Annotated in this window: 23 protein-coding genes and 2 pseudogenes; 6 read left to right on the top strand and 19 right to left on the bottom strand. The window is 36.4% G+C overall.

Annotation, left to right across the window (positions count from 1 at the left end; translation table 11 throughout):
* The first annotated feature begins 82 nt into the window (after window positions 1-82).
* A complete protein-coding gene (gene prsA, locus DET63_RS20240) occupies window positions 83-940 on the top strand; it encodes a peptidylprolyl isomerase PrsA (protein ID WP_113937668.1) in 858 nt (285 codons plus the stop codon).
* A gap of 153 nt (window positions 941-1,093) precedes the next feature.
* On the opposite strand, the gene DET63_RS20235 is transcribed toward prsA, so the two are convergent.
* From DET63_RS20235 to DET63_RS20205, 6 genes and pseudogenes are all read right to left on the bottom strand, one after another.
* Entirely contained in the window at window positions 1,094-1,798 is a 705-nt protein-coding gene (locus DET63_RS20235) for a hypothetical protein (protein ID WP_113937667.1), read from the bottom strand.
* Window positions 1,799-1,884: 86 nt separating this feature from the next.
* Window positions 1,885-2,370 (bottom strand): hypothetical protein, encoded by a 486-nt coding sequence (locus DET63_RS20230; protein ID WP_113937666.1) that lies wholly within the window; start codon window positions 2,368-2,370, stop codon window positions 1,885-1,887.
* A 139-nt stretch (window positions 2,371-2,509) separates the two neighbouring features.
* Window positions 2,510-2,953 (bottom strand): WapI family immunity protein, encoded by a 444-nt coding sequence (locus tag DET63_RS20225; protein ID WP_113937665.1) that lies wholly within the window; start codon window positions 2,951-2,953, stop codon window positions 2,510-2,512.
* Between the two features lie 410 nt (window positions 2,954-3,363).
* Window positions 3,364-3,717 carry a hypothetical protein gene (locus DET63_RS20215; protein WP_078184084.1) on the bottom strand — a complete coding sequence of 118 codons (354 nt, stop codon included), beginning with the start codon at window positions 3,715-3,717 and terminating at the stop codon, window positions 3,364-3,366.
* 194 nt (window positions 3,718-3,911) lie between these two features.
* A pseudogene (locus DET63_RS20210) lies at window positions 3,912-5,684 on the bottom strand (RHS repeat domain-containing protein); the annotation flags it as partial.
* Window positions 5,685-5,836: 152 nt separating this feature from the next.
* Window positions 5,837-6,691 carry a CvfB family protein gene (locus DET63_RS20205; RefSeq protein WP_113937664.1) on the bottom strand — a complete coding sequence of 285 codons (855 nt, stop codon included), beginning with the start codon at window positions 6,689-6,691 and terminating at the stop codon, window positions 5,837-5,839.
* Between the two features lie 284 nt (window positions 6,692-6,975).
* On the opposite strand from DET63_RS20205, the gene DET63_RS20200 reads away from it, so the two are divergent.
* Window positions 6,976-7,467: a YajQ family cyclic di-GMP-binding protein gene (locus DET63_RS20200; protein ID WP_002030284.1), complete on the top strand. Its 492-nt coding sequence runs from the start codon at window positions 6,976-6,978 to the stop codon at window positions 7,465-7,467.
* 18 nt (window positions 7,468-7,485) lie between these two features.
* Here DET63_RS20200 and DET63_RS20195 read toward each other — a convergent pair whose 3' ends face one another.
* Window positions 7,486-8,847: an alpha-amylase family glycosyl hydrolase gene (locus DET63_RS20195; protein ID WP_113937663.1), complete on the bottom strand. Its 1,362-nt coding sequence runs from the start codon at window positions 8,845-8,847 to the stop codon at window positions 7,486-7,488.
* 157 nt (window positions 8,848-9,004) lie between these two features.
* On the opposite strand from DET63_RS20195, the gene DET63_RS20190 reads away from it, so the two are divergent.
* A complete protein-coding gene (locus DET63_RS20190; RefSeq protein WP_113937662.1) occupies window positions 9,005-10,240 on the top strand; it encodes an ammonium transporter in 1,236 nt (411 codons plus the stop codon).
* Between the two features lie 132 nt (window positions 10,241-10,372).
* On the opposite strand, the gene DET63_RS20185 is transcribed toward DET63_RS20190, so the two are convergent.
* The 11 genes and pseudogenes from DET63_RS20185 to asnB all read right to left on the bottom strand — a co-directional run bounded on the left by DET63_RS20185 (window position 10,373) and on the right by asnB (window position 23,053).
* Window positions 10,373-11,014: a helix-turn-helix domain-containing protein gene (locus DET63_RS20185; RefSeq protein ID WP_113937661.1), complete on the bottom strand. Its 642-nt coding sequence runs from the start codon at window positions 11,012-11,014 to the stop codon at window positions 10,373-10,375.
* A gap of 224 nt (window positions 11,015-11,238) precedes the next feature.
* Complete coding sequence (locus tag DET63_RS30975) at window positions 11,239-11,475, bottom strand: hypothetical protein (protein WP_002134945.1); 237 nt, start codon at window positions 11,473-11,475, stop codon at window positions 11,239-11,241.
* 126 nt (window positions 11,476-11,601) lie between these two features.
* Complete coding sequence (locus DET63_RS20175; protein WP_113937660.1) at window positions 11,602-12,192, bottom strand: MntP/YtaF family protein; 591 nt, start codon at window positions 12,190-12,192, stop codon at window positions 11,602-11,604.
* Between the two features lie 132 nt (window positions 12,193-12,324).
* Window positions 12,325-12,558 (bottom strand): hypothetical protein, encoded by a 234-nt coding sequence (locus tag DET63_RS20170; protein WP_113937659.1) that lies wholly within the window; start codon window positions 12,556-12,558, stop codon window positions 12,325-12,327.
* Window positions 12,548-12,850 carry a hypothetical protein gene (locus tag DET63_RS20165; RefSeq protein WP_002087012.1) on the bottom strand — a complete coding sequence of 101 codons (303 nt, stop codon included), beginning with the start codon at window positions 12,848-12,850 and terminating at the stop codon, window positions 12,548-12,550. Before DET63_RS20165 ends, DET63_RS20170 begins: the two co-directional genes overlap by 11 nt.
* 13 nt (window positions 12,851-12,863) lie before the next feature.
* A complete protein-coding gene (locus tag DET63_RS20160; RefSeq protein WP_113937658.1) occupies window positions 12,864-17,453 on the bottom strand; it encodes a cation-translocating P-type ATPase in 4,590 nt (1,529 codons plus the stop codon).
* 56 nt (window positions 17,454-17,509) lie between these two features.
* Entirely contained in the window at window positions 17,510-17,860 is a 351-nt protein-coding gene (locus tag DET63_RS20155) for a YtxH domain-containing protein (protein ID WP_002087015.1), read from the bottom strand.
* Between the two features lie 807 nt (window positions 17,861-18,667).
* Window positions 18,668-18,946, bottom strand: coding sequence for a hypothetical protein (locus DET63_RS20150; RefSeq protein ID WP_113937657.1), 279 nt, complete (start codon window positions 18,944-18,946; stop codon window positions 18,668-18,670).
* 102 nt (window positions 18,947-19,048) lie between these two features.
* Window positions 19,049-20,515, bottom strand: a complete 1,467-nt coding sequence (gene katB / locus DET63_RS20145; protein WP_113937656.1) for a catalase KatB — start codon at window positions 20,513-20,515, stop codon at window positions 19,049-19,051.
* Window positions 20,516-20,573: 58 nt separating this feature from the next.
* Window positions 20,574-21,013, bottom strand: a pseudogene (locus tag DET63_RS20140) (ferrochelatase).
* Between the two features lie 192 nt (window positions 21,014-21,205).
* Window positions 21,206-23,053 (bottom strand): asparagine synthase (glutamine-hydrolyzing), encoded by a 1,848-nt coding sequence (asnB, locus tag DET63_RS20135; protein ID WP_113937655.1) that lies wholly within the window; start codon window positions 23,051-23,053, stop codon window positions 21,206-21,208.
* Window positions 23,054-23,295: 242 nt separating this feature from the next.
* Between asnB and DET63_RS20130 the strand changes: the two genes are divergently transcribed.
* Complete coding sequence (locus DET63_RS20130) at window positions 23,296-23,850, top strand: DUF2777 domain-containing protein (RefSeq protein WP_002140810.1); 555 nt, start codon at window positions 23,296-23,298, stop codon at window positions 23,848-23,850.
* A 53-nt stretch (window positions 23,851-23,903) separates the two neighbouring features.
* Here DET63_RS20130 and DET63_RS20125 read toward each other — a convergent pair whose 3' ends face one another.
* Window positions 23,904-24,272, bottom strand: a complete 369-nt coding sequence (locus DET63_RS20125; protein ID WP_002011256.1) for a YisL family protein — start codon at window positions 24,270-24,272, stop codon at window positions 23,904-23,906.
* A gap of 150 nt (window positions 24,273-24,422) precedes the next feature.
* Between DET63_RS20125 and rocD the strand changes: the two genes are divergently transcribed.
* On the top strand, window positions 24,423-25,613 hold the full coding sequence (gene rocD, locus DET63_RS20120) for an ornithine aminotransferase (protein ID WP_000616665.1): 1,191 nt from the start codon (window positions 24,423-24,425) through the stop codon (window positions 25,611-25,613).
* A 106-nt stretch (window positions 25,614-25,719) separates the two neighbouring features.
* On the top strand, window positions 25,720-26,004 hold the full coding sequence (locus tag DET63_RS20115; protein ID WP_000925332.1) for a hypothetical protein: 285 nt from the start codon (window positions 25,720-25,722) through the stop codon (window positions 26,002-26,004).
* Window positions 26,005-26,021: the final 17 nt, after the last annotated feature.

Below are 26,021 nucleotides of genomic sequence, written 5' to 3'. Positions count from 1 at the left end.
CAGGGAAAAAACATTAAAAATTCACTTCATGTTCACTTCTATATTCTACAATAGCGATAACATATTCGGATGAGGTGTTAGCATGAAAGGAAAAAGTACATTCATTATCACTGCACTAATAAGTATATTAATACTATCTGCTTGCGGACAAAAAAATGACTCGGCCACAATCGCTACAACAACAAACTCAACCATTACGAAGAGCGATTTCGAAAAACAATTGAAAGATCGATACGGAAAAGACACGCTATACGAAATGGTAGCACAAGATGTTATTACTAAAAAATATAAAGTATCTAATGATGCAGTAGATAAAGAAGTAGAAAAAGCAAAAGATCAATATGGAGAACAATTCAAAGCAACACTAGAAAATAATCGTTTAAAAGATGAGGAAGATTTCAAAAATCAAATTAAATTCAAACTTGCATTGAATGAAGCGATTAAACAAAGCGTTACAGAAAAAGATGTGAAAGACCACTATAAACCAGAAATTAAAGCTAGTCACATTTTAGTAAGTAACGAAAATGAAGCGAAAGAGATAAAGAAGAAATTAGATACCGGCACTTCATTTGAAGAATTAGCAAAACAAGAATCTCAAGATTTAGCATCAAAAGATAATGGCGGAGACCTCGGATACTTCGGGGCAGGCAAAATGACACCTGAATTTGAAAAAGCTGCCTACAAATTAAAGCCCGGCCAAATTAGCAATCCCGTAAAATCACCAAACGGCTATCACATTATTAAACTAACTGATAAAAAAGATTTACAACCTTACGATAAAGTGAAAGACTCTATACGTAAAGACTTAGAAGAAGAACGTCTTGCCGACCCTTCCTTCGGTCAAAAATTATTACAAGATGAATTAAAAAAGGCGGATATTAAAATAAATGATAGTGATTTGAAAGATACATTTTCTCATCTTTTCGGGAAAGGGAACTAAAATAAAGCACGATCTTATTTTTTCAAATAAGGTCGTGCTTTTATTCTTTCATTAATACTTTCAGCTTTTTCTTCAAGCTTTTATAATGCCAATTGATGTGATCTAGTTCTATCTCCATTTTAATCCGGTGCTTATACCTCTTTCTTTAAAAGATTATATGCATTTCAAAATTAACCACGGATACCACAATACCTCTTCTGCCTCAATTTCCCCATCATCAATTAAATGGATAATCTGCTTTGCATCTTCATACTTATCAACAAGTGATAATTCATTTAATTTCTTGCCAAACGCTTTAAAGTCCACTTGCAAATTATTATAAATAAATGAGTAAAACCAATCGGGCTCGTAGCCGCATATATCAAATCCTAATATTTCATCATTTTTAACATCAGCAGGTAATGAACTTTCGAGAAAGTCATATATAGAAACTTTAAAGTCATTTTCTTCTCGCTCATTCATTAAAAAATCCGTCCGATACTCTTCTGAAAGATGCAAACTAATAATCTCTAAATTTTCTATCCCTTTTAAATAATTTCGCTTAAAGAATCTCGCATCTTCTAAATTTTTAAAAGCATTCGGCCACGAGAACTTTTCTTCTTCCATTAGTGTATCTAAAAAAGATTGTCCACTTTCATGTTCCTCTTTACTAATCTTCAATCTTCCATTTATCATCTGAGCAATAGGATCATTTTTATTTGAATTGCACCAAGTGAAAAACCAATAATCCGGAAATGTAGGTCGAATCCCATTACATATCGTTAAAATCGTTTGTGATAGTCCCTCAATATTGCATTCTTTATAGATAAGTTCCCTATCGTAGGAAATTATGAGGTATCCGGCGTTATAAAATTTCATATGCATATCTCCTTTTCAAAGGGTTGCTAAACATTCATTACAAATGTGGAATCCTCATACTTCCGGTTAGCTATACAGTTTCTACTTTACGGATGCTCTCTAGTTTCTTTATACTCATCAATAATATATCCTGAATAAGCAGTAGCCTGCCTCTCATATCCAATTCTCGTTAGTTTTATATCATTAATCCATTGGAAATAATGCGTTAGCTCATGCGCAATAGTAACCAGATAGCACCCTAAAGCGTTATCTTTTCCATTTTTCTGCACCGTATCATAATAATCCCCTGTCGAAATACGAATATACGGCTCAACATTTCGATCAAACGGCCCAAAGAAAGTACCATAGACTAGCTCTCCATCCATTGCCTTTATTTTATATGAAGTTTTCACATAAATAGGTACTCTAATTGGGAAAAAGTATTCTTGGCGCAGCCATTTACAAAATTCCTTAATGGCTCTTCTTACTTCAGGATCAACATCTGTATCAAATTTCAATCGTAATCCAGTACGGTGACTCTCCTCTTCTAAATTATAATATTCTTCCCAATTCGTCAGCGTCCAAATATGCATATTATCAGCCTCATTACTTCATATTTCCTAAAGAAGGAAGGTTCATTTCGATTATTTGATTGGCTCCCCTAATTTTTCACCATTTTTAGTTTTAATACTAAAACTTTCCTACCTTCTAAAAAGTATAGAATAGTTAATCCTATAACTTTTTGATGTTATAACATACCTCTTCTATACTTTTTACATCCGCTTCAAATGATACTTCATACTCCCATTTTTCACTCTTTAAATCATTTTTAGAAAAAGTAAAGTATACGAAAAATCGATTTCTTTTGAGCTTCACTTTAAGCTCCATTTCCTCTTCATCGGCACTCAATACAGCTTCCTTACTTTCTTTTCGCAGTAATGCTTCTAGTTTTTTCCCAAACCCAATTATTTCACTTATTAAAAACATGGGCCCTTTATACTCATAATGGAAATTATTTGTGGATATAGCTAAGAAATTCAGTTGTAAATCACGTAAATACAGCTCATCATCATTTGGATACAAATATCCAAATGATGCAATAGTTATCTTTTTTTCGCCCCCTAAAAATACCATCTCAAGTTCTTTTCTTCTTTCCACCATATGACCTTCTTCCATTGTTTATCCTTCTGCGAACAATACCTTAGAGTAATAGCCTCATATTCGTAACTTGCAATCACATTTCCTTCTCCATCTGTTTCGTATAGCGGATTACTTTGTATCAAAAAAGTGCATCCCAAAATTAAACTATTTGTTTAGATTTTGAGATACACCGAATCGACTTTACTTTTCTTTTTCAAAAATACCAGCTAAGAACAAACTAATTCCTAGAAAAATGAATATCAATATGTTAATTTTGCAACTCAAGAGCGACATATAGGAAGTAAAACTTATTAAAATGGCATATATTAGACTCACTACTAACACCGTTACCACTTTATATTGTCTTTTTTAACATAATCGCTAATACAACTGCAATTAAACCAACATTATATACACCCATATTTTCTACATTTTACAAACTTCTTCTACACTGTCATAGCATACATAATATGAAAATAACAGCTAAGACCATAAATAATAAGTGCAATCATTGTAATATACCACTTTCCCCCGCACTTCTTTACATACTGCATAAGCCCCCAAAGGCAAAGTAATATAACTGATTGAACTACTAAGATTTTTAATGTCCCCAATAGTGTAGCTATCATAGAATAGGTAATCCATATACTCAAAAATGAACGTATAACTATAACCGCAGCAGCGATTTTTTGATAATAAAATAGTTTTATACTACCCGCATAGTAATCTTGCAAAAGAATAACAGACGCTATTAAAATATTTAAAACAAGAATCACAATAAATTCCAAAACCGCTATCAATTCTTCAGTTCTCCTTCTTTAAATTTATTTACGCTTTCCTATCGCATTAGAAATACGCATTAACTTTGCTTTTGCAGAATTCTTCTTCGCTTTAGCTATACTCTCTAACCTCGCTCCTGGAAGCCTTCCAAAATGTTTTTTCGGATTTTTAGCCAATCGGGATACATTACGACCCACCTGTTTAAACGGGACAGTCACTCTTCCTTGGATAGTTTTCCCCAGAAGTCTTGCCCCCCTTTCATAGGAGTTATAAAACCTAAAACTCTCCCTACTCCTCCGAAAGCCAAATCACGTAAAGCACCTGTCCCTGTGGCTTTTAAAGCACCTTTCCAACTATATCCACTCTTCCTGTTTTTGTATAAATAAGAAGCTAATCCAAAACCAGCACCCATTGCTGCACTTGCAACCCACCATGGAGCACGCCCATCAGGATCCACCATCATCACCGGATTATTATCACCATACGTATACCCATTCATTGTAATCGGATCATCTTCATCACCTGGATCAGGATCCACCGATAAGAACACACCATGATCTGGATTATAATAACGTGCCATCAGATAATACGTGCCAATTTCTTTATCATACATGTATCCCGCATATCCAAATGGATTGTCTGCTGCGATACCTTTTACTTCACTCTTTAATACGTTACCCCACGAATCATATTCATACGTTGCGACAACTCCTCTATTTTGATCTGTCATCGCGACTACATCACCACGAGGGTTGTAGTGGTAGTATACTGTTTGTCCTTGCGATTTCATTGCTAGACGTGTACCACTTGTAGAATATACATATTGACGAAGTACAGTTCCACTTCCATCTGTTTCATACAATGGATTGATACTGTCTCCATCATAGAAGTAGCGTGTTACTGTTCCACTTATATTCTTTTCAATACGCCGATTATCCTCATCATACTTATATGTTGCGAATGCATTGCTCTCACCTTGTTTTGTAATCGCTACAATCTGGTCATCTTCATTCCATGTATACTTGTACTTTCCATCAGATGTACGATTTCCATTCGCATCATACGTCAGAGATTCATCTCCGAATTTAACAAGCTGATTTCCTTCATTAAATGTTGCCGCTATAGATTTTGTTTCTTTTCCATTCTCTACAACTTTCACACTTGTACGGTTTCTAAATCCATCATATGTGTAAGATTTACTTGTCCCGTTTGGTAATGTCTCGTTTAATAGTTGGTTAATCGGGTCATATATAAAGTTTGTTTCTGTTACTTTTCCGCCTGCACCTTCATGTTTAATCTTCGTACGGTTCCCCGCTTGATCATATTCATATCGTTCAGAAAGAAGAATACTGTTTGACGTACCTACTACTAAATCTTTAATTTTGTTCGTATGATCATAGTTGAAGGTAGAACCTGAACCATTTCCGGCTGTATACGTACGAATATTTCCTTGATCATCATAATCAAATCGATACGTTTGAGAACCGTCTGTCACACGGATGTTTTGATCTAACGTGTTGTAGTCATACGATACTTTATTTGTGTATCCACCTTGCGTTACTGTTTGTTCTTTTAATTTTTCTGTCTTACTGTTTGCTTTGTCGTGATATGCCCAGTCAACTTTTCCGCCTCGGCTATCCGTTGCACTTGTGGCGCGATCTGCCTTATCGTATGTTTTCGTACGTTCTACACCATTAACATGATCTTTTACTTTCGTAACTTGTCCATTCTCATCACGTTCGAATGTAAATGAATCTTTTCCATTTCGCTTTTCACCAATGAGGCGATCTGCTGAATCATAAACAGATTCTAAAATTGAGCCGTTTGGCATTTTTGTTTTAATCTTGTTTGCACTTTCATCATATGTGTGTTCAATACGACGATTTAACGCATCGACATACACTGTATTTTTATTATCTACATCATATTCAAATTTGTGTGTTTGCGTTTTCCCATCAAACATGACAGATTTCTCTGTTGTATTTCCTTAAAAAAATAATCCCCTAACATTTTAAACATCAATAATAATAAATAATAACATGAATATTCAATTAATTTATCGTATTTTTTAGAAAATGGCAAAACAAAAAAGACCCATTCCCTAACAAACTAGAGAAAAATAGATCTTTTTCATTCACTTTATTTCTTAAAGTAAGTCCAACCTTCTTCTTGGTAAATCTTTTCTTCTTTCATCAGTTTACCAAGTGCACGCTTAAATGCAGCCTTACTCATATTGAAACGTTCTTTAATGTCTTCTGGGTTGCTCTTATCCCAAAACGGCATCGCTCCGCCTCGTTCTTCCATATATGCATAAAGTACTGCTGCATCATCTTCCATTCCTTCTTCTTTACGAGGAAGAAGTGAAATGTTGATTGTACCATCGTCTTTCACATCAATGATACGGCCTGTTACGCGCTCACCGATGCGGACTTGTTCTTTTCTTTCTGTATGGTGTAAGAAAGCACGGAAATGCTCGTCAGTTAGTATGAATGAACCAACTTGAAGTGAGCGATATACACGTCCATTTACGTTTTTATTACGCATAGATGGCGTTGCATCTACGATAATTTCTTGCATATCACTGTCTCTTGCCGGAAGAGCAATTAAACGATCACGATTCGTTAATTTTAACGTACAATATAATTCGTCGCCTTCCACAGGCCATACTGGCATATAAATTGGAAACTCATCAAGTGGAATTAGTATATCTTTTGATACACCAATATCAACAAACACACCTAAACTAGGAATAACTTCTACAACCTTTACCCAATTCCAATCATGTGTTGTAATAATTGGTTCCTTCATTGTTGCTGAAATACGATTTTGGTGATCAAGGTATAAGAATACATCAATCGTATCGCCTTCTGCAATTTCTCCAGCTAATTCGTTTTTATGTAGGAAGATTTCTTCCTCTTCGTTTCCAACCATATATCCGATTTCCGTTTCGCGTAAAACAGTTACCTGTTCAATCGATCCTAATTGCAAATACATATTTTTTAATTCCCTTCTATATATATAAAATTATCTTTTTTATCATTCCAAACAAAAGTTAATTATAACACGATTTTTCCTTTATTTGTCCAACTGCCCAAAATTCACTATAATTAAATAAAGACTGTATCTATAGGACTATATTCCCCTACGGATGATCCGTCAAAACACTTAAGTTGCAACACTCTATCTAATCGATGTATTTTCCGCTATACTTTAATATGTATATTACATAGCCTATTTAGGTGCATGAAAAGATAGAAATTTATTTGGAGGTGCTAACTATGGCAAAAGAGAGTTCTTTTGACATCGTTTCGAAAGTAGAATTACCTGAAGTAACAAACGCAATTAACATCGCATTAAAGGAAATCCAAAACCGATATGACTTTAAAGGTAGTAAAAGTGATATTAAATTAGAAAAAGAAGTACTTGTTTTAACTTCTGATGACGAGTTCAAATTAGACCAAGTAAAAGACGTTCTAATTTCTAAACTTGTAAAACGTAACGTTCCAATTAAAAACTTGGACTATGGAAAAGTTGAAACTGCATCTGGTAATACTGTTCGCCAACGTGCAACTCTGCAACAAGGTATCGATAAAGATAACGCGAAAAAAATTAACAACATCATTAAAGAAATGAAATTAAAAGTAAAAACGCAAGTACAAGATGACCAAGTACGCGTAACAGCGAAAAGCCGTGATGACTTACAAGCAGTAATCGCAGCCGTTCGCAGCGTCGACTTACCAATCGACGTACAGTTCATTAACTACCGCTAAGAAAAAAAGATCCTCTATCTATACAGAGGATCTTTTCTTTTTAACCGCAATTAAAAAAGCAATAAATAATACATTCACACCAACTATTAAGGAGATAAATAACCAGTTCACACCTGTTTCTTCGCTAACTTTATACACATTCGACTCTTCACGCTTTAAAACAAGATAAAACTTTCCGTTTTCTTCTCTTATAATTTCGTCTTCTAACAATCCTCTTAACTCTTGTTTTTCACCAATTGCACTTACAGGTAAGGAAACCTTTTGCGTTTTTTTCGTATTATTAATCGCTACTAGTGTTACTTCATCTTTATACTTTCTTTTTAGTATACTCATTCCATCTTTATCATATAGAAGTTCAAACGTACCACGTCGTAAAGATGGTCTCGTTTGTCTAAGTTCACCTAGCTTCGTTATGTGCTGCATAAACTTTTCATCAGATTTGAAATCCATTAATCGTCTATTATCTGGAGCATCTCCCCCATCTAATGCGATTTCAGTTCCGTAATAAAAATTCGGTATCCCCGGGGATGTTAATAAGTAAGTGATCGCTAGTTTTAAACGAGACGGCGGGTAATACATATTTTCTTTTGCAATACGTGCAAATCGCTTTGTTTCTTGATTATCTAAAAACGTAGCGAATTCCTCTTCTTTTCCACTCACATCATATAAAGGTTTCACAGACATATCTGCTTTTGAAAATGACTCTACTATTTTTTTATAGTACTCATTATCTTCCTTTGTCATAATGTGAAAATCTTTCTTTACCTTCTGCAAATCCTTTTGTACTTCATCCCAAAAAGCACGCGGCTTTTTTTCACTATGTATCACATAACTTCCGTCTAAATCGACTTCTTTTATCCACCATTTCATCGAGTCAATTAATTGTTGTTCATTTTCTTCATACGGAAATTGAAAGACAACTTTCATTCCTTTTTTGTGAGCCTCATTTACAAGTTCTTTCACATCATTTTCTGTTCCGAAATGTTCATTTACTTTTTGAAAGTTTCGAACGCTTAATCCATCATACTTTTCACTTTCAAAAAGCGGCGAAAGCATAACAGTAGTAAATCCCATTTCTTTTATGTAGTCCAATCTTTTTATAATCCCACGTATATCTCCGCCCTGATACCCTTCTAAATTACCAACGTCTAACTGTTTGTCATTTTTCGATTCTCCGTTATTAAAGCGATCAATCATAATGGAATATATAACTTCATCTCGCCATTCCCTTTTTTCTTCCGCAAAAGTATGTACTGGTACAAACAAAATAACAGCTAAACAAAAACAAATGAATAGTTCCTTAGTCCATATTTTTTTCACACGCATCCCCCAAACTTCCAATTGTAAGAATATTATACCAATTTTTAGAGCAAATCGCATACGTTGATTTTATCCCTTCAAAATACATCATGTCAGGTTTTCTAACATTAACTAAAAAGTTTTCTGAATTTTTAGTTGATTTTTCTTTTTATTTCGAATATGATATGAAACATAACATATAGATGTTATTTTTTCTAACATCATAGGAGGAGAGAGAATGAATACGGGGGATACAGTTTTTATTTTTGTAACGACAGTAATGGTCATGTTGATGACACCAGGATTGGCACTTTTTTATGGGGGTATGGTTCGCAGTAAAAACGTACTCAGCACGACAATGCACAGTTATAGCGCAATGGCTATCGTTTCGATTCAATGGATTGTTATCGGTTATTCTTTATCATTCGGACCAGATTGGCACGGACTTATCGGCAATCTCGATTGGTTCGCTCTAAACGGAGTTACCTACGCACCAAACCCAGACTACTCATCTACTATTCCTCACAATTTATTTATGATGTTCCAACTCATGTTCGCTATTTTAACTCCGGCTTTAATTTCAGGTGCATTCGCCGAAAGAATGCGATTTTCTGCCTTTCTTATTTTTATCCTGCTTTGGACAACAATCGTTTACAATCCTGTCGCTCATTGGGTGTGGGGCGTTGGCGGATGGCTGAGAGAACTTGGTGCGCTAGACTTTGCTGGCGGTAACGTCGTTCACATCACATCTGGAGTTGCTGGTCTCGTATTAGCTATTTTCCTAGGAAAACGAAAAAACATAAGCGGTACCTCTCCTCATCATTTACCATTTACAATGTTAGGCGCAGGCTTACTCTGGTTCGGCTGGTTCGGTTTTAACGTCGGTAGTGCATTATCTTTAAATGACGTAGCTTTAACTGCATTTATTAATACAAATATAGCCGCCGCTGCCGCCGCTTTAACTTGGATGCTTTCTGAATGGTTCTTCCAATCGAAGCCGACTGCGATGGGAGCTGCTTGCGGGGTTGTTTCTGGTTTAGTCGCAATTACGCCAGCTTGCGGATTCGTTACACCTTTCTCCGCTCTTCTTATCGGAGCAATTGGCGGTATATTATGTTTCGGTGCTGTCTTCTTCTTAAAAAACAAATTCGGGTACGACGATACACTCGATGCATTTGGATGCCACGGCATCGGAGGAACTTGGGGCGGTATTGCAACTGGACTATTTGCAACTACTACTGTAAACGGTGATGGCGCTAACGGATTATTTTACGGAAACGCATCTCTCCTTTTCAAACAACTTGTAGCAATCGGCGCAACATATGCATTCACAATCATAATGACGTACGCCATCATTAAAGCGATTAACTTCTTCCTCCCTGTTCGCGTCGATGAGCACGAAGAACAAATGGGGCTTGATATTTCGATGCACGGGGAGAAAGCTTATGAGTATACAGAGAGATCTGTGAACTAAAACTTACAAACATACGAAAAAGGTGTACTCCGTTCTAACACGGGGTACACCTTTTTCGTATATTCATAACAACACAAATATTCCAAACTATCGGTATATAAATATCTTTATCTATCTATTCATATAAGTATCTTATCTTTTCAATAGCGAATTTAAAACAAGTTGCACAGCAACAGCGTCATCTAAATAACCGATAGGAAAGATGTAATCTGGAATCACATCGACTGATAATATAAAGTAGATCAACGCACTTCCCATTAAGGCAAGTTCTGCAACTGTCCCCTTCTTCTTCGTAAATCTCTCATACAATTCTTTTAAATCATTAATAAATGGACCAATACTACTTACCTTTTGAATTTTTTCAAGAAACCCCTTTTCAATCGTTTCTTTTCCTTCTTCTGTTTGCGAATATTGCTCGTAATTAGCCAATTGTTGCTCTACATTCGCGATACTAAACTTTTGATCATATAACTGTGAAGATTCAAGTAAATGTTCAATGCTATTAATGGATACTTGAATATCAGATTGTTCTTCCTGCTTTGTTTCAATAGAATAACCTGCCGCCACAAACAAATCTGCGATCGGAACACCGAGGCAATCTGCAAACTTTTGCAAATGCTTTGGATTTGCTTTTCGCTTACCATTTATAATCATTGAAATAGTAGCAGTATCAATTCCAGTAAGCGCGCTCAGTTTTCGCATCGATAAAGATTTTCCCTTCAGTAATTCTTTTAATAACAACCCAAGATTACTTCTTTCAGTTCCTTCAGACATATTCCATTCCCCTCTATTCATGAGAATAATCATAGTTGTCACATGCAAGATAACTACAACTTCTATACAATTATATTAACAAATTTTTTTGCCAAGTTACAAGGTGGGGATTCGTAATATATGTTTACATTTTGTAAACATATATTACGAATCATAAAATAAAGCCATCTTAAAAAATCGAAATTTTTTAAGACGGCTTTTTCTGCGTAGTTTAATAGAGCAACTTATTGCAACCACTTTCTCAATAAAAAAAATATGCTACTACAAACAATATAAGAACTAATAAAAGTGAAAAATGCAACTAGAAATGAATGGTGCAAGGAAAAAGTTAGCACTGTTAATAACGAAGACAAAAAGAATATATCTAATAAAATAAAATACCCTGAACTTAAAACACTTTCTACTAATTGTAATTCAGCCTCAAGTTCAGAGTACTTCAACCTTTTATAAAGTAATCTCACTTCGTTCACCTTCTATTCATCTGATGTTAAAAATATCATTCCTTTCTCTTTCTATAAAGTGAAACTTTAATCAGTGGAGGTTTTGATCATCCCCGCTGATTATGAACCCGCAAATAGCTGGATAACTCAATCAAAAAACGCAGCAAACGCAATAATTAATAGTAAAGTTCCGCTAATCAATGTTCCAAATTGCCCTAAAGTAAATTTCCCAATACGAACGTGAGCTATCTTTCTCCCTAATGCAACTCCGCCCCAAACTGTTATGAAACTACCAATTGCCGCAGCAACACATATCGCTATCGGATTCAAACCGAATAAACCAGCACCTAATCCGTTCGTTAATGCATTAGCAGACAGACCAATGCCAAGAAAGATGGATTCTACAAATCCGATTCCTCCAGATTCACCTATATTTTTCGTTAAACCATTTATTTCTGTAGATGCTACCTTACGAGGAATTGCTAATAATACAATTCGAAGACCAATGACAACTAATAAGAAAGAACCAATGACTACTGGCATAATCCCAGGCAAAATTTTCGAAAGCCATAACCCAAAATAAATCCCGGCCACACTAAACAAAAAGCAAATAACCGAAATGATAAGATTGGAAAAATGACTAATTCGTATGTTGCGAATGCCGTAAGAAATTCCCACTCCTAAGTTATCAATGCTTGATGAAAATGTCAGTGCTAATACCATCATCCATGCTGTCATTTAATTCATTCACTCCTCCGCGCGAAATATATTTCTGAATATTAAGATAATTAACGCGACATGCATAGTATGGAATATGAATAAGGGAGATACAAACTCCCTATATTCCTTCCACTTAATCCCCCTCCTCCCTTAAAAGCGAGGAAGAGTGAACCATTTCATTATATTCATACGATTTGCTTTTCCTTTTTCACGAACAGAGTGAAAAATTTCACCTGTGAAAGATCCCATTTTCGTAGCAACCTCTTTTTGCATCGCTTTATTTTCTGATGCCGCTTTTACACTTAAATCTAACGCCTGCTCAAAATGCTCTAATGCTTTTTCCAAATGATAATCTACATCTTTTTCTAAAGCTTTATGCATCATGCTTAATCTCCTCCTCTTCATCTTGCGCTTGTTCAGCTGCCGCTTCTATAATTTCTTGTTCATCAGTAGTGTCATCTTCCACATAAGAAAGTTCTTTTTCAAATTGCTTTTGCATCCTATCCATTTTCGCTTCCACAATAATATCTTCTACTTCTTCTTTAATTGTTTCAAAAGTAGACTTCACACCTCTTGCTCCTGATTCAACAAGCGGACGAAGTGTATTTCTTACGACAGGTAATAAAGCGGCACTCGCTAACGCTAAAGTAGATCCAATAACAACTTTTCGTATCATTTTCATTGCTCCTTTACACTGTTTTTAATAATGCAGATTCAGAAACTATCGGCTTTACTAGATTATTATTCTTATATGAAACTAAATTAATAATAGGCTTCGAAATTTTAGATACTGTACCCGCTACGAGAAGAACAGGTATCCATTGCGTCAGTGTTAACGGAACGGTATGGAATATACGAGCTAACGGCGGTACATATATAGCTGATAACAATACGAGCCAAGACGTTCCTAACGCTGCAATAAAGAAACGGTCTTTTGACCAATCGCGAATTGTTTCTTCTGATCCCTCTTGTCTCCAGGAGAAAGTTTGAATGAGCTGTCCGGCAACTAAAGCCGCAAACGCTGATGTTTGCGCTACTGGAAGAGGTACTCCAGCCGCTAAACTAATACCAAATACAGCGAGCGAACCTACCCCAAGCAATACTCCTCTTGTCACAACTTTTTTATACAATTCTTTATCAACAATATCTTGGCGTTTCGTTTGCTTCGTTTTGTTTCCAGGGTTTACAGCTAAAATCATCGCTGGTAAAGCATCGGTAATAAGATTCATTAATAAAATTTGAATTGGTACTAACGGAATCGGCATTCCTGCAATAACAGCCGCACTCGTCACTAATACTTCCGCCAAATTGCCCGTTAATAAACAACCAACTGCTTTGCGAATGTTTCCGATGATCGTTCTACCTTCTTTTACCCCTTCAACGATTGAACCGAAATGATCCTTTTTCAAAATTAAATCAGCAACTTCTTTCGTTACTTCTGTTCCGGTTTGCCCCATCGCAATACCAACATTCGCCTTTTTTATAGCCGGTGTATCATTTACACCATCTCCAGTCATAGCGACGATTTGACCGTCAGCTTGGAATGCAGTTACAATTCGTAATTTGTGAGCCGGGGTCACACGAGCAAAAACAGATGTATTTTTTACAACTTCTTTTAATTCCTCATCTGTCATGTTATCAATTTCTAATCCCGTTAAAACACGATCTTCACGATTCCAAATCCCAGTTTGTTTCGCAATAGAAATCGCTGTAGTCGGATGATCTCCCGTAATCATTACTGGCTTCACACCTAACTCAATCGCTTCATGAATACTCTCTTCCACTTCAGGTTTTGGCGGATCAACCATACCGACTAACCCAACAAAAATAAGATCATCATTTTCGTTAGCACTGTACGCAAAACCTAATACTCGTAATGCCTGTTCCGCAAATTTTTCATTTTGTTGTAAAACGACTTCTTTTTCCTTATCACATAACGGATATATTTGACCGTTATCTTGATACCATTTACAACGAGGAAGAATTGCCTCTACAGAACCTTTCGAGAACTTATACAACTCTTCGTCGTTACTCTCTTTACAAACAACACTCATAATTTTCGTCTCAGAATCAAACGGTTCTTCATGATGGCGTTCAAATGACGCCATATCTTCATGCAGCACACCCGCTTTAGAAGCTAAACTTAATAAAGCCCCTTCAGTCGGATCACCTTTCACAACCCATAGGTCATCTTCCTGCTCTAATTTACTATTGTTACAAAGGACACCAATTTGAAGAATGCGAGCTAAATCAGGATTTTCTAGCGGCATACTTTCCGTTTCATGATAAATAGCATCTTCTACATCCATATCTACAGAAGCAGCAACTTTAGATGAAGTTACATCCGCAATTGTCCCTACTGGTTCATACCCATTACCCGTTACACTCCATAAACGATTTGGCGTAGCAATTACTTTAACAGTCATTTCATTTTTCGTAAGAGTTCCCGTTTTATCAGAACAAATAACCGTTGTTCTACCAAGCGTTTCTAAACTTGAAAGCTTCCGAACGAGCGCATTTTGCTTTTGCATACGGAATATACCCGCACTTAAAGCAATCGTAATCATAATTGGCAAGCCTTCTGGAACAGCAGAAGCAGTAAGAGCAACCGACGTTGTAATCATTTGCGCAATTGGCAGTCCCCTAATTAGACCCGCTACAAGCACAAGACCACCAGCTACAAATGCCCCTTTAATAAATGTTTTACTAATAGATGTCACCTTTTGCTGTAATGGCGTAGGCTCTGTTTCCTCCCCTTTCATTAAGGAGATCATATAGCCCATCTCTGTACGCATACCTGTTTCCACTACGATTGCCACCACTTTACCGCGTGTTACGGACGTCCCCATAAAGAGCATATTGTTTCGCTCTGCTAACGAACATTCTTCTAGCATAGTGTCAGCTTTCTTTTCAACTGGAAGTGATTCTCCCGTTAACATCGCTTCATTAATTTCTAAGTTCCAAGAGTTAACAACGCGAAGATCAGCAGGTACACGGTCTCCCGCTTTAAGGCAGACGATATCCCCAGGAACGAGTTCACTACTTGATATTTCTATTTCCGCTTCTTCCCTTATTACTTTACAAATAGGAGCGCGGAATTGATTTAAAGCCTCAACTACCTTTTCCGCCTTCCGTTCTTGAAGCGTCCCAATTATTGCATTTACAACGAGAATTGTCCCCATTGCTAATCCATCAAACCACCCACCAGATATAACAGATAATCCGGCTGCTCCAAGTAAAATAAGCGATGTAAATTCTTTAAATTGGCCCATAAATGATGCAATCCAAGGAACTGACGGTTTCGGTTCAATTTGATTCATTCCGTATTCTTCTTTTCGCATATTCACTTGTGCATCACTTAATCCATATTGTTTCTCAACTTGTAATCTATTCATCACTTTTTCTTGATTAAATGTATACCACGGAATTTGATCTTGTTTAGCAGGAATCACTTTTTGCTGAGAAGAAACCATTTTCGACAATTCTCCATAAGAAAATATCTTCTCGCTCATTCTTTTCGCCCTAGATAAGAACGTTAACGATAAAGCATTTGCAAATAAGGCGATTACAGGTGCTGTGAATATAGACCAAACTGCTAACATCTCTCCCACCACATTCCACACTTTCGCTGCGCGGAAATGCTCATTCACCAACATATTGATTCGGTTTGCATACGCTGTAGATTGAGAGATATTTTTTATTTCTTCAAATGATATAGACGAAAAATCGGTATTTTGATCAGTTGCAAATAATACCTCTTCTCCATTTGAACGAAGCAATTCCACCCGTTTGGTAGCATCACCCTGCTGCCAGCTATCATCCACACCGTATTGAGAAAGAATGTTACGATTTACATGTAAACTATTTTGCAAAACACCTATACTCCACTTATTTTTACGTAACCCATTGACTACTTCTTTGAGTTCAGGAATAATGGTAACCTTCGATCCAACTAATAGACCGCAGCATTTTTTATTTTTAGCGACGAACTGAACTTGAAAACCTTCTTTTTCAAGTCTCTTCGCTTCCAGCTCATACGCACTTATATCTACACCATTTCGCTCGGCAAAATCTTTACTTCCGAAAAAGGAAGTTATCCCTTGAATTTCACCTTTTATCCCTTCATTCTCTACTTGAACTTCAAACGCCTTTCTTAACGTTCTTCCAGTTTTCGCCGCCTGTTGCACGACTTCTTCTTTCCAAACATGCTCACTTTTTTCAATAAGAGAAGCGGCTGTGCACCAAACTTGCCCGTCATTTTCATCTTGTGAAATACAACTCATTCCCTCTGCTGAGACCTGGAATATACGAGATGTATCATCCAATACTATCGTTTTTGTCCGAGATAATTGCGATAACGACCCACCACTCGGAATGACATATCCTCTTTCTCTTGCAACCAGATCACCTTGTCGCCACGCATATTCTGCCGATGAGACAGCTGGTTTGGGATTAGCAGCTAATAAAACTGCCATTCCGCGCAAAGGATTTCTAGTGAAAGCCCAAGTTGCTCCACCAAAAATCATTCCCCATTTTGATTGTTTTTCACTATAGGCTTTAATCTCCGGGGAAAGGAGATTTTCTTTATACGCCTCATTTTCTTCGTTTATGTTTGCTTGACTACGCTTCCAGTTTAAGTAGTTTAATAGACTAAGACCGGCAAGCACGACAATATTCTCCCGTGCGAGCGCAAGTGCAAGTGTTCCTACACCAAGCACAAGATCAGAATTCACCTTTTTGCTAGCAACCATTTTTTTGAATCCTCGCTTCAAGAACGGATAACCCGTCACAACAGATAAAGCTCCGGATACATAAAAAAGACCAGGACTTCTAGCTAAGGCAGATCTCCCCATAAATAATTGTTTTATGCCGAAAGCACCTAACCCAACAACTGAAAGTGCTAACGGTAACGGCACACCTTCATCCTTTTTGCTATGAACCGTGTCATTATTACGAGAAACTACACTAGATGAATAATCTATTAATTCCTTCTTTTCTTCACTGCTATTTGTACTAGTTTTCTTTCGCTTGGTCACTTGTTCTTCTATAAGTTGAATTATTTTGCAAATGTTATGTAGAGAGGTCTTGTTGATATCGTAAGTAATAAGGGCTCTTCCTGTAGAAATTGAGGGACTTACTTGATAAATACCTTCCGCTTGACTAAATCGGTCTAATATCAAGTTCGCCATGTTCTTGTTGTATTTTAGCTTGTAAATTTCAATTCGAATCCTTCCAGGTAACGATCGTATAAATCTCGTTTTTAATGATTTACTTTGCATCATCATCCTCCTTATCGTCTTGAAGGAAGTAAAAAGGGTTATTGCTCATGTGGTACTTAAGGACTGACGGGCAAATTTTCATAATCTATATTTTGCTCAGAATGATACGCATTTACACGAGAAACCCATTTTTCCTGGAATTTAGAAATTGTATTTGGAACAGCTTCTACCGCTCCTAAAATTGGTGATACTGTTCTCACAGCCACTTTACGTGCCGCTTCTTTCACTTTCGGTAAAGCTTCTTCCATTTCTGAACCAGCACTTTGAATTTGTTCTTTCGCACCAAGAAAAGCTGATACTGTCTTTACTGCTAGTTTTCGTAATCCTTTCCTTGCTTTTGGTGATGCCAATATAACCGCTGCTACCCCAATCGCTATACCAATTGGAGATTTCATAAATCGAAACATATTCATTTCTCCTCACTTAAAGTTATTTCGAATCTTTAAAACGAACAATTCATATACAATTAAGTAACCTTGTAAACCATTTCATCACATCCCTTATTTTGTAAAAAGTATATAAAGAGTATATATTTTTGTTTGTGTTATTTCAACAATTTATTAGTTTTTTGTAAATTTTATGTTAATTCTGAAGATTATTTTGTAAATACTTCTATTTCTACGTAATGGGATAAGTAATATATTCCATAAACTTTTCTTACTCAATTGTTGAGATTTTGTTGAGAATTCATTTTGTATTTTTACAAATTATAAACAAGGACATGCACTTTTACGAAACAACTTTTATATACTATAAAAAACACTATAAGGAGTGATTTTCATGAGCTTATCCTACTGGAAATACGCTATCCTCAATCACATCACTGTAAATTTCCGCACCTTCTTATTCAATATTACTGTCGCTATTTTAGGTGAAATCGCACTCTTTCTTGTCCTAAGTTTTATTCCAAAAAGACTTCATAAATTTTTCGCATAAAAAAGCCTGAGTTCCTATTGATGTAGAACTCAGGCCACTTAGTTTTACTAAGTAAAAGGAAATTATTACACTTATCGTTTTTGCTATATAGCGAAATTTATACATATAATTTATTCGCATTTACGCTCATGTATACCCCATCTAGTATTATAGAAAATATATCAACGATTTTTTAAATATACCGATCGTTTCCTTCTATTATATCGACTTTTCGACACAACATATCGATTTATCTGCAAAATTCTACGTAACTCAAACGAGAAATACCTCTGCACAACTTATGAATCACCGTACTTACTTTTGTTCAAGCTTAATATAATAAGAAACGCAATCGCTATTACAGCTAAAAAGCGAACTGGATTAAACGGTGTCCCTACCGTTTCATTAAACCGATGATAAATAAAAGGTATCATCTCAAGTACCATTAACCCCATCGCAATTTGAAACGTCTCAGCCATCGCTTTATTTTTTATAAACGCGGCGCGCTCATCACCCTGTTTCCCGATTGTTATAAACATTTTTACAATAGCAAATACTACGAATAAAAATAGCAACATTCATAAAATACACCTCTTATATGTAAAATTTTTTCGACAAAAGTATAACATCTTTTACACAAAAAAAGACGACCGAAAATTCTTCCAGTCGTCTTTTCCTATTTACTTCGGAACATTCCCTACATACTGCGTAATATCAACATTTAACGCCCCAGCTAAACGCATGCCGTACTCTTGATCTGCACGGAAGAAGTTACAAACAGCTAATAATTTCGTGCGCTCATTTACGTCTTTTAAGTCGTTTGTTAAGTTTGCAATTAAGTTGTCTTGTTCTTCTTTAGAGAATGAACGGTAACGCTCACCTGCTTGTTTAAAGTCATTTGGTTTCTCAATTTTTTCACGAGATACGTAGCCTTCTACTTTCATAGTTGAATCGCGGTAAGCCCGATCTTCAACCGGATTTTCTGTATGACGGCTCGGTTCGTAGTTTACTGTAGATGGGTTTTGATTTACTTGCATTGCACCATCACGTTGTTGGTTATGAACAGCTGCGTATGGGCAGTTTACAGGAATTTGTAAGTAGTTTGCACCAAGGCGATAACGCTGTGTATCTGGGTAAGAGAATAAACGCCCTTGTAATAATTTATCTTCAGATGGTTCGATGCCATTTACAGTTGCACTTGGAGAGAACGCCACTTGCTCTACTTCTGCGAAGAAGTTTTTCGGGTTACGATTTAACGTCATCGTCCCTACTTCAATTAATGGGAAACGATCTTCTGGCCATACTTTCGTTGGATCTAGTGGATCGAAGTCTAAAGAGTCCGTTTCATCTAGTTGCATTACTTGTACGTGTAAATCCCACTTTGGATAATTTCCTTTTTCGATTGCATCGAATAAATCACGAGTTGCATGGTTGAAGTCTTTTCCTTGTACTTGCTCGACTTCTTTTGCACTTAAGTTACGCACACCTTGCTGTGGCTTCCAATGATATTTAATGTAAACAATTTTACCTTCTGCATTAATCCATTTAAATGAATGTACGCCGAAACCTTCCATTTCACGGTAGTTTGCTGGTGTACCATAATCAGAAAATACCCATGTCATCATATGTGTAGATTCTGGAGTTAACGTCATGAAATCCCAGTAACGATCTGGCGTTTGGACATTTGTATCAGGTGCTGGTTTTAAAGAATGCACCATGTCTGGGAATTTAATTGCGTCACGAATGAAGAAAACTGGTAAATGGTTACCTACGATATCGTAGTTTCCTTCTTCTGTATAGAATTTAACAGCGAACCCACGCGGATCACGAGCTGTCTCTGGAGAACCTTGACCATGAATAACCGTTGAGAAACGAACGAATACAGGTGTTTCAGTTCCTTCATTTTGTAAAAACGCTGCTTTCGTATATTGCTTCATGCTGTTTTTCGTTACGAATACACCGTGAGCACCTGCACCACGTGCATGCACAACACGCTCCGGAATACGTTCACGATCAAAGTGAGCAAGTTTTTCTACTAAATGATAGTCTTCTAACAATACCGGTCCACGGCGACCAGCTGTACGAGAGTTTTGGTTATCTCCAACTGGAGCACCTTGGTTTGTTGTTAAGCGATTATTTGGATTCATCAGGGGGATCCTCCTCTTTCTTTCATAGTAATTATTATTTATTTAAAATCATTATAAACTAATTATTATTCAAAATTAAATCCTTGTCAACTATTTCCTTCATTTTTTTGGAAACAATTTCAGCTAAACAATCCATAAATACAGATTGTGAATTGGGCATATTTAGTCTAAAATATGCGGCATTTAATTCATCAGTTACAACTTTATCTTCATAATCGTTGTCATATAAAACTTCTAAATGAATCAATGTGTTTTTAACCTAAGCAACAAACAAATTCATACTCTGTAAACATTTTATTCATTGAATCTGTTAATTTATGCGCCTGCTCTTTCGTTATTTTCGCAAGCGGTGAAATTCCTTCAATTGCTTTATACCGTCCGGTTAAATTTTGAAGCGCTTCTTCAGACGGCTTACGCCCGTGATGAATGTGAGTGTACATCATCTAATGACTCCGGCGTTCCATACGCCATCACAAGCAAACCTATTTTCTTCGTCATCTATATAGCACCTCAATTTTGGAAATGAGAATCTTTTTCAAGAACATTTGTTTCCAATTATAACAAGCAATAATAAGTACGTCAAAATAATAATTCTAAATAAGTATTGTTTCTAATATGTTTTCGAATTTTATATGACAATTCATTTAATAAAAAAGCGACTTACATATGTTTTGTAAGTCGCCCTTTCTCCTATTCTTTAATATTTACCCCATACTCTTTAAACCAAACGTGAATTTGCGCTAAATGAGCTAAAAGCTGAGGCCCAGTCATTAATTGACCGAACCAAGGCGATTGAAATGCACTGCCGCCTGACTTAATCAATCCGCTCAATTGCTCTTTATCAAATAACTCGTGCAAAATTGAGCCTTTATCCGTTAATAAATCTTGGAGCCATACTGTTACTGCTTTCGTATAGTGCGGATTATGCGTTTTCGGATACGGACTTTTCTTTCTATATAATATATCATTTGGAAGTAATCCTTCTAACGCCTTACGCAATAGACCTTTTTCGCGGTTTTTATACATTTTCATTTCCCAAGGAATATTCCACGCATATTCGACAAGTCGGTGGTCTGCAAACGGAACGCGTACTTCTAAGCTTGCCCCCATACTCATACGGTCTTTTCTGTCTAATAATGTTGTCATAAACCATACCATGTTCAAGTAAAATAGTTGTCGTCTCTTCGCTTCAATTGGGCTTTCTCCCTCTAAAATAGGAACTTCTTGAATGGATTCTTCATAACGCTGCTGTACATATTGTTGTAAATTTAATTTATTTCTCCATTCTTTCTTTAGCAGTTGTTCACGTGCTTCTGTAGATCGCATCCACGGAAATGCACTTGATTGTAAATCATCTTCTCTATAAAACCACGGATAACCTCCGAATATTTCATCTGCACATTCTCCAGATAAACCGACGACAAAATCTTGTTTTATTTCACGGCAAAACCATAATAATGAAGAATCAATATCTGCCATACCAGGCAAATCGCGAACGAGTACCGCTTCTGTTAAATACTGTGCTAGTTGTTCATTTGAAATGACGCAGCGATGATGAATTGTTTGAAACGTCTCCGTCATTAAATGAATAAATGGAGCATCTGAATTGGGCTGAAACGCATTCGCTTTAAAGTATTTTTCGTTATCTTCATAGTCAACAGAATACGTGTGTAATTGCCCTTTTCCTGATCTTTCATACTCTTTTGCAGCTATTGCTGTGATAGCACTTGAATCTACACCTCCTGATAAAAAAGTGCATAGTGGTACGTCAGAAACTAATTGTCTCGTAATCGCATCTTGTAATAAAAAACGAGTTTTCTCTACTGTTTCTTCAAATGAATCTTCATGTTTTTCACTTTTTACATTCCAATATCTCCATATACATAAACCGTCTTTTGAGAACGTCATTGCATGACCCGGACGCAGTTCTTGAATACCAGCATATATACCGTGACCAGGTGTTCTAGATGGTCCGAGGCCAAATATTTCTGACAACCCTTCTAACGTTACTTCCGCCTTCACATCTGGATGCGCTAGTATCGCTTTTAACTCTGAACCAAATAATAATCGTCCGCTATCATATTTATAAAAAAGCGGTTTTACACCTAATCGATCTCTGGCAATAAAGACTCTTTCATTTTTCTCATCCCATACTGCAAACGCATATATACCGTTTAAATGATCGACACATTCTTCTTTCCATTCAATATAAGATGCCAATAGTACTTCTGTATCGGAATGCCCTTTAAATGTATAACCTCTTCTTAATAACTCTTTGCGAATATCTTCTGTATTGTAGAGCTCTCCGTTATAGCAAATCGCATAACTCGTTTCGTCTTTTAAACAAGTCATGGGTTGTTTACCACCTTCAGGATCTACAACGATTAACCGTTTATGCCCAAATGCGACGTTCCCTTTAATCCAAACTTTATTATCATCTGGACCGCGTTTCGCTAGCGTTTCCGCCATCTTCGTCACGATGTCCCTTTCCCCTTCTAATGAGCGTTTATAATCCACCCATCCTGTAATCCCGCACATAAGAATCATCCTTCCTAATCTAATATCTGTTTCTGAACGTGCAGTAATCCCCACCCTATGAGTGCGGATACATAAAAACAACAAACTTGACGATAACTAACTATCCATATATGGAATAGCAGTTTCACAGTGTAAAGCGTGTTTTATTGTATGCCCATCTATCTTTAGGTGTGTCTAGTTATAAAGAACGTACGAACTGTCCATAACAAGAATAACTATTTCTATAAAAGGAGAAATGAACTATGATACAACGCAAACATATTTTGTATAACCAACCGCGCGCTCATACAGTCGGTAATGTAGAATATATAAACAAAGAATGGGTATTCTTTGATGATGAAAATGATGAGGCTTTTCTATTAGAAGATATTGCTGAAGATGGTTTTGAAATTTTATATAACAACAATTGGCTACCAGCTCGTTTTTATGAACAAGACATATTACAAATTGCAAATGAACAACATTCTCTCCAAAACGGGGAAATGATACGAATTCGAAAAAAATTACTTCTTAGCTATAATGAATGGCTTGAGGAATTACCTGACTCTGTCTTTACATTATTAACCGAATCATTGCAATCACTTAATTACTCTTTATATGATTGCATGTATTGTCATAATTATTTATCCTTCTTGCCAAAAGAGGAAGCATGCGAAGGAGTAAATATTCTTTTATTCGATAACGACGAAATGATTTGTACATTGCAGCATCATTTTGTACGCCACTCTTCCTCTAATAAAAATATTTTGCGATTTACGAAAGTAAACGGAGAAGAGTTGCATATTGATGCGACATAAAATAAAAACCACCTTATCTCCCAAATATTTGAGATCATAAGGTGGTTTTATTTTTATTTGAATACGTACCAGCCAAGCGGTAATTTTAGTCCTAAGTATAATACCGCTACTAGCGCGACAATAAATAAGCCCCAAACCGCCCCTGTTGGTTTGTTTTTGCTCATTTTCACAAGAACCATTTCCATTCCAGCGATTACTAATATACCAGCTAGCATTTTCATGCCGTACCACATGTGCATGCTACCTGTTGCCGTCTTCACAATACTCATGTACAACATGAAACCTGTCACAATAATGATGATATACATAAGGCGAAGCCCCATATGTACACCTTTACCTTTTCTTCCTGCTGAATAAAGTGAATACGCAACGAAGAATAAAATTAATCCTAACGCCCATGCTGTAATATGCATATGTACCATCGTATCCCTGCCTCCTCTTTTTCACACTTTTTCACTCTATATGATAACATGTTCATATATTTTCAGGAAATGTTTCGCTTTTTTATATTTAAATGCTATAATATTTAGAGTATTTACAAACTTCTTGTAATAACAAAAGGGGGAACAATCATGATTCAAACTAAGGATATTATCGAACTTACAGACACATACGGGGCAAATAACTACCATCCACTTCCAATCGTTATTTCTAAAGCAGAAGGCGTTTGGGTAGAAGATCCTGAAGGAAACCGCTATATGGACTTATTAAGTGCATATTCTGCAGTAAACCAAGGTCATCGTCATCCAAAAATCATTAACGCTTTAATTGACCAAGCTAATCGAGTGACGTTAACTTCTCGTGCTTTCCATAGCGATCAATTAGGTCCTTGGTACGAAAAAGTTGCGAAACTAACAAATAAAAATATGGTACTTCCTATGAATACAGGTGCAGAGGCTGTTGAAACTGCAATTAAAACAGCTCGTCGCTGGGCTTATGATGTGAAAAAGGTAGAAGCAAACCGTGCAGAAATCATCGTTTGTGAAGATAACTTCCACGGACGTACAATGGGTGCTGTTTCTATGTCATCAAACGAAGAGTACAAGCGCGGCTTCGGTCCAATGCTTCCTGGCATTATTGTAATTCCTTATGGTGATTTAGAAGCGTTAAAAGCTGCGATTACACCAAATACAGCTGCATTCATTTTAGAGCCAATCCAAGGTGAAGCAGGAATTAACATTCCACCAGCTGGTTTCTTACAAGAAGCTTTTGAAGTATGTAAAAAAGAAAACGTTTTATTCGTAGCAGATGAAATCCAAACAGGCTTAGGCCGTACGGGTAAAGTATTTGCTTGCGACTGGGACAATGTAACTCCTGACATGTACATACTTGGTAAAGCACTTGGCGGCGGCGTATTCCCAATCTCTTGTGTTGCAGCAAACAGCGACATTTTAGGTGTATTCGAGCCAGGTTCTCACGGTTCTACATTCGGTGGTAACCCACTTGCATGTGCTGTTTCTATTGCAGCTCTTGAAGTATTAGAAGAAGAAAAATTAACAGAGCGTTCTCTTCAATTAGGAGAAAAACTAGTTGGGCAATTAAAAGAAATTGATAATCCAATGATTACTGACATTCGCGGTAAAGGTTTATTCATCGGTATCGAATTAAACGAGCCAGCTCGTCCTTACTGTGAACAACTAAAAGCAGCTGGTCTATTATGTAAAGAAACACACGAAAACGTAATTCGTATTGCACCACCTCTAGTAATCTCTGAAGAAGATTTAGAGTGGGCGTTCCAAAAAATTAAAGCTGTACTATCTTAATCATAGTGAGGTTGTCCTAAATATAGGACAACCTCTTTCTTTTTTTAGTAGTTTATCGTAAAATAAAATTGAATATTCTGTTTTTCGTTAAAAAGGGGGTAACTGTATGCTATTGAAATACGGTAAACACATTAACAATTTAGCTACAATTTTTATTTCTATGACATTCATCGGCTTCATATTATCTACAACTTTACTCAGTCATTATTCAACTCCTAATACATTCACACTACTCAAAACATCATTTTGGGCTGCTGTTTTCCTTACAATTATCGGTTTTGGCCGTGAGAGAAGCGCACTTGCAGTTATGCTAATTGGAATTTGTACTTTAGCATTAATCGGATTGTATATTTTCGCCATCATAGATTACTCCGTTAATCCACGCCCATAGAAAAGAGCTATCTTTTC

The sequence above is a fragment of the Bacillus sp. DB-2 genome (assembly GCF_003315125.1).
GTDB lineage: Bacteria > Bacillota > Bacilli > Bacillales > Bacillaceae_G > Bacillus_A > Bacillus_A mycoides.
This window is presented reverse-complemented; position numbering and strand designations above follow the sequence as displayed.

Excerpts from the sequence above, each read along its gene's own strand:
- prsA (WP_113937668.1), top strand. The coding sequence starts at position 83 with ATGAAAGGAAAAAGTACATTCATTATCACTGCACTAATAAGTATATTA.
- DET63_RS20235 (WP_113937667.1), bottom strand. The coding sequence starts at position 1,798 with ATGAAATTTTATAACGCCGGATACCTCATAATTTCCTACGATAGGGAA.
- DET63_RS20230 (WP_113937666.1), bottom strand. The coding sequence starts at position 2,370 with ATGCATATTTGGACGCTGACGAATTGGGAAGAATATTATAATTTAGAA.
- DET63_RS20225 (WP_113937665.1), bottom strand. The coding sequence starts at position 2,953 with ATGGAAGAAGGTCATATGGTGGAAAGAAGAAAAGAACTTGAGATGGTA.
- DET63_RS20205 (WP_113937664.1), bottom strand. The coding sequence starts at position 6,691 with ATGTATTTGCAATTAGGATCGATTGAACAGGTAACTGTTTTACGCGAA.
- DET63_RS20200 (WP_002030284.1), top strand. The coding sequence starts at position 6,976 with ATGGCAAAAGAGAGTTCTTTTGACATCGTTTCGAAAGTAGAATTACCT.
- DET63_RS20195 (WP_113937663.1), bottom strand. The coding sequence starts at position 8,847 with ATGCGATTTGCTCTAAAAATTGGTATAATATTCTTACAATTGGAAGTT.
- DET63_RS20190 (WP_113937662.1), top strand. The coding sequence starts at position 9,005 with ATGAATACGGGGGATACAGTTTTTATTTTTGTAACGACAGTAATGGTC.
- DET63_RS20185 (WP_113937661.1), bottom strand. The coding sequence starts at position 11,014 with ATGTCTGAAGGAACTGAAAGAAGTAATCTTGGGTTGTTATTAAAAGAA.
- DET63_RS20175 (WP_113937660.1), bottom strand. The coding sequence starts at position 12,192 with ATGACAGCATGGATGATGGTATTAGCACTGACATTTTCATCAAGCATT.
- DET63_RS20170 (WP_113937659.1), bottom strand. The coding sequence starts at position 12,558 with ATGATGCATAAAGCTTTAGAAAAAGATGTAGATTATCATTTGGAAAAA.
- DET63_RS20165 (WP_002087012.1), bottom strand. The coding sequence starts at position 12,850 with ATGATACGAAAAGTTGTTATTGGATCTACTTTAGCGTTAGCGAGTGCC.
- DET63_RS20160 (WP_113937658.1), bottom strand. The coding sequence starts at position 17,453 with ATGCAAAGTAAATCATTAAAAACGAGATTTATACGATCGTTACCTGGA.
- DET63_RS20155 (WP_002087015.1), bottom strand. The coding sequence starts at position 17,860 with ATGTTTCGATTTATGAAATCTCCAATTGGTATAGCGATTGGGGTAGCA.
- DET63_RS20150 (WP_113937657.1), bottom strand. The coding sequence starts at position 18,946 with ATGTTGCTATTTTTATTCGTAGTATTTGCTATTGTAAAAATGTTTATA.
- katB (WP_113937656.1), bottom strand. The coding sequence starts at position 20,515 with ATGAATCCAAATAATCGCTTAACAACAAACCAAGGTGCTCCAGTTGGA.
- asnB (WP_113937655.1), bottom strand. The coding sequence starts at position 23,053 with ATGTGCGGGATTACAGGATGGGTGGATTATAAACGCTCATTAGAAGGG.
- DET63_RS20130 (WP_002140810.1), top strand. The coding sequence starts at position 23,296 with ATGATACAACGCAAACATATTTTGTATAACCAACCGCGCGCTCATACA.
- DET63_RS20125 (WP_002011256.1), bottom strand. The coding sequence starts at position 24,272 with ATGGTACATATGCATATTACAGCATGGGCGTTAGGATTAATTTTATTC.
- rocD (WP_000616665.1), top strand. The coding sequence starts at position 24,423 with ATGATTCAAACTAAGGATATTATCGAACTTACAGACACATACGGGGCA.
- DET63_RS20115 (WP_000925332.1), top strand. The coding sequence starts at position 25,720 with ATGCTATTGAAATACGGTAAACACATTAACAATTTAGCTACAATTTTT.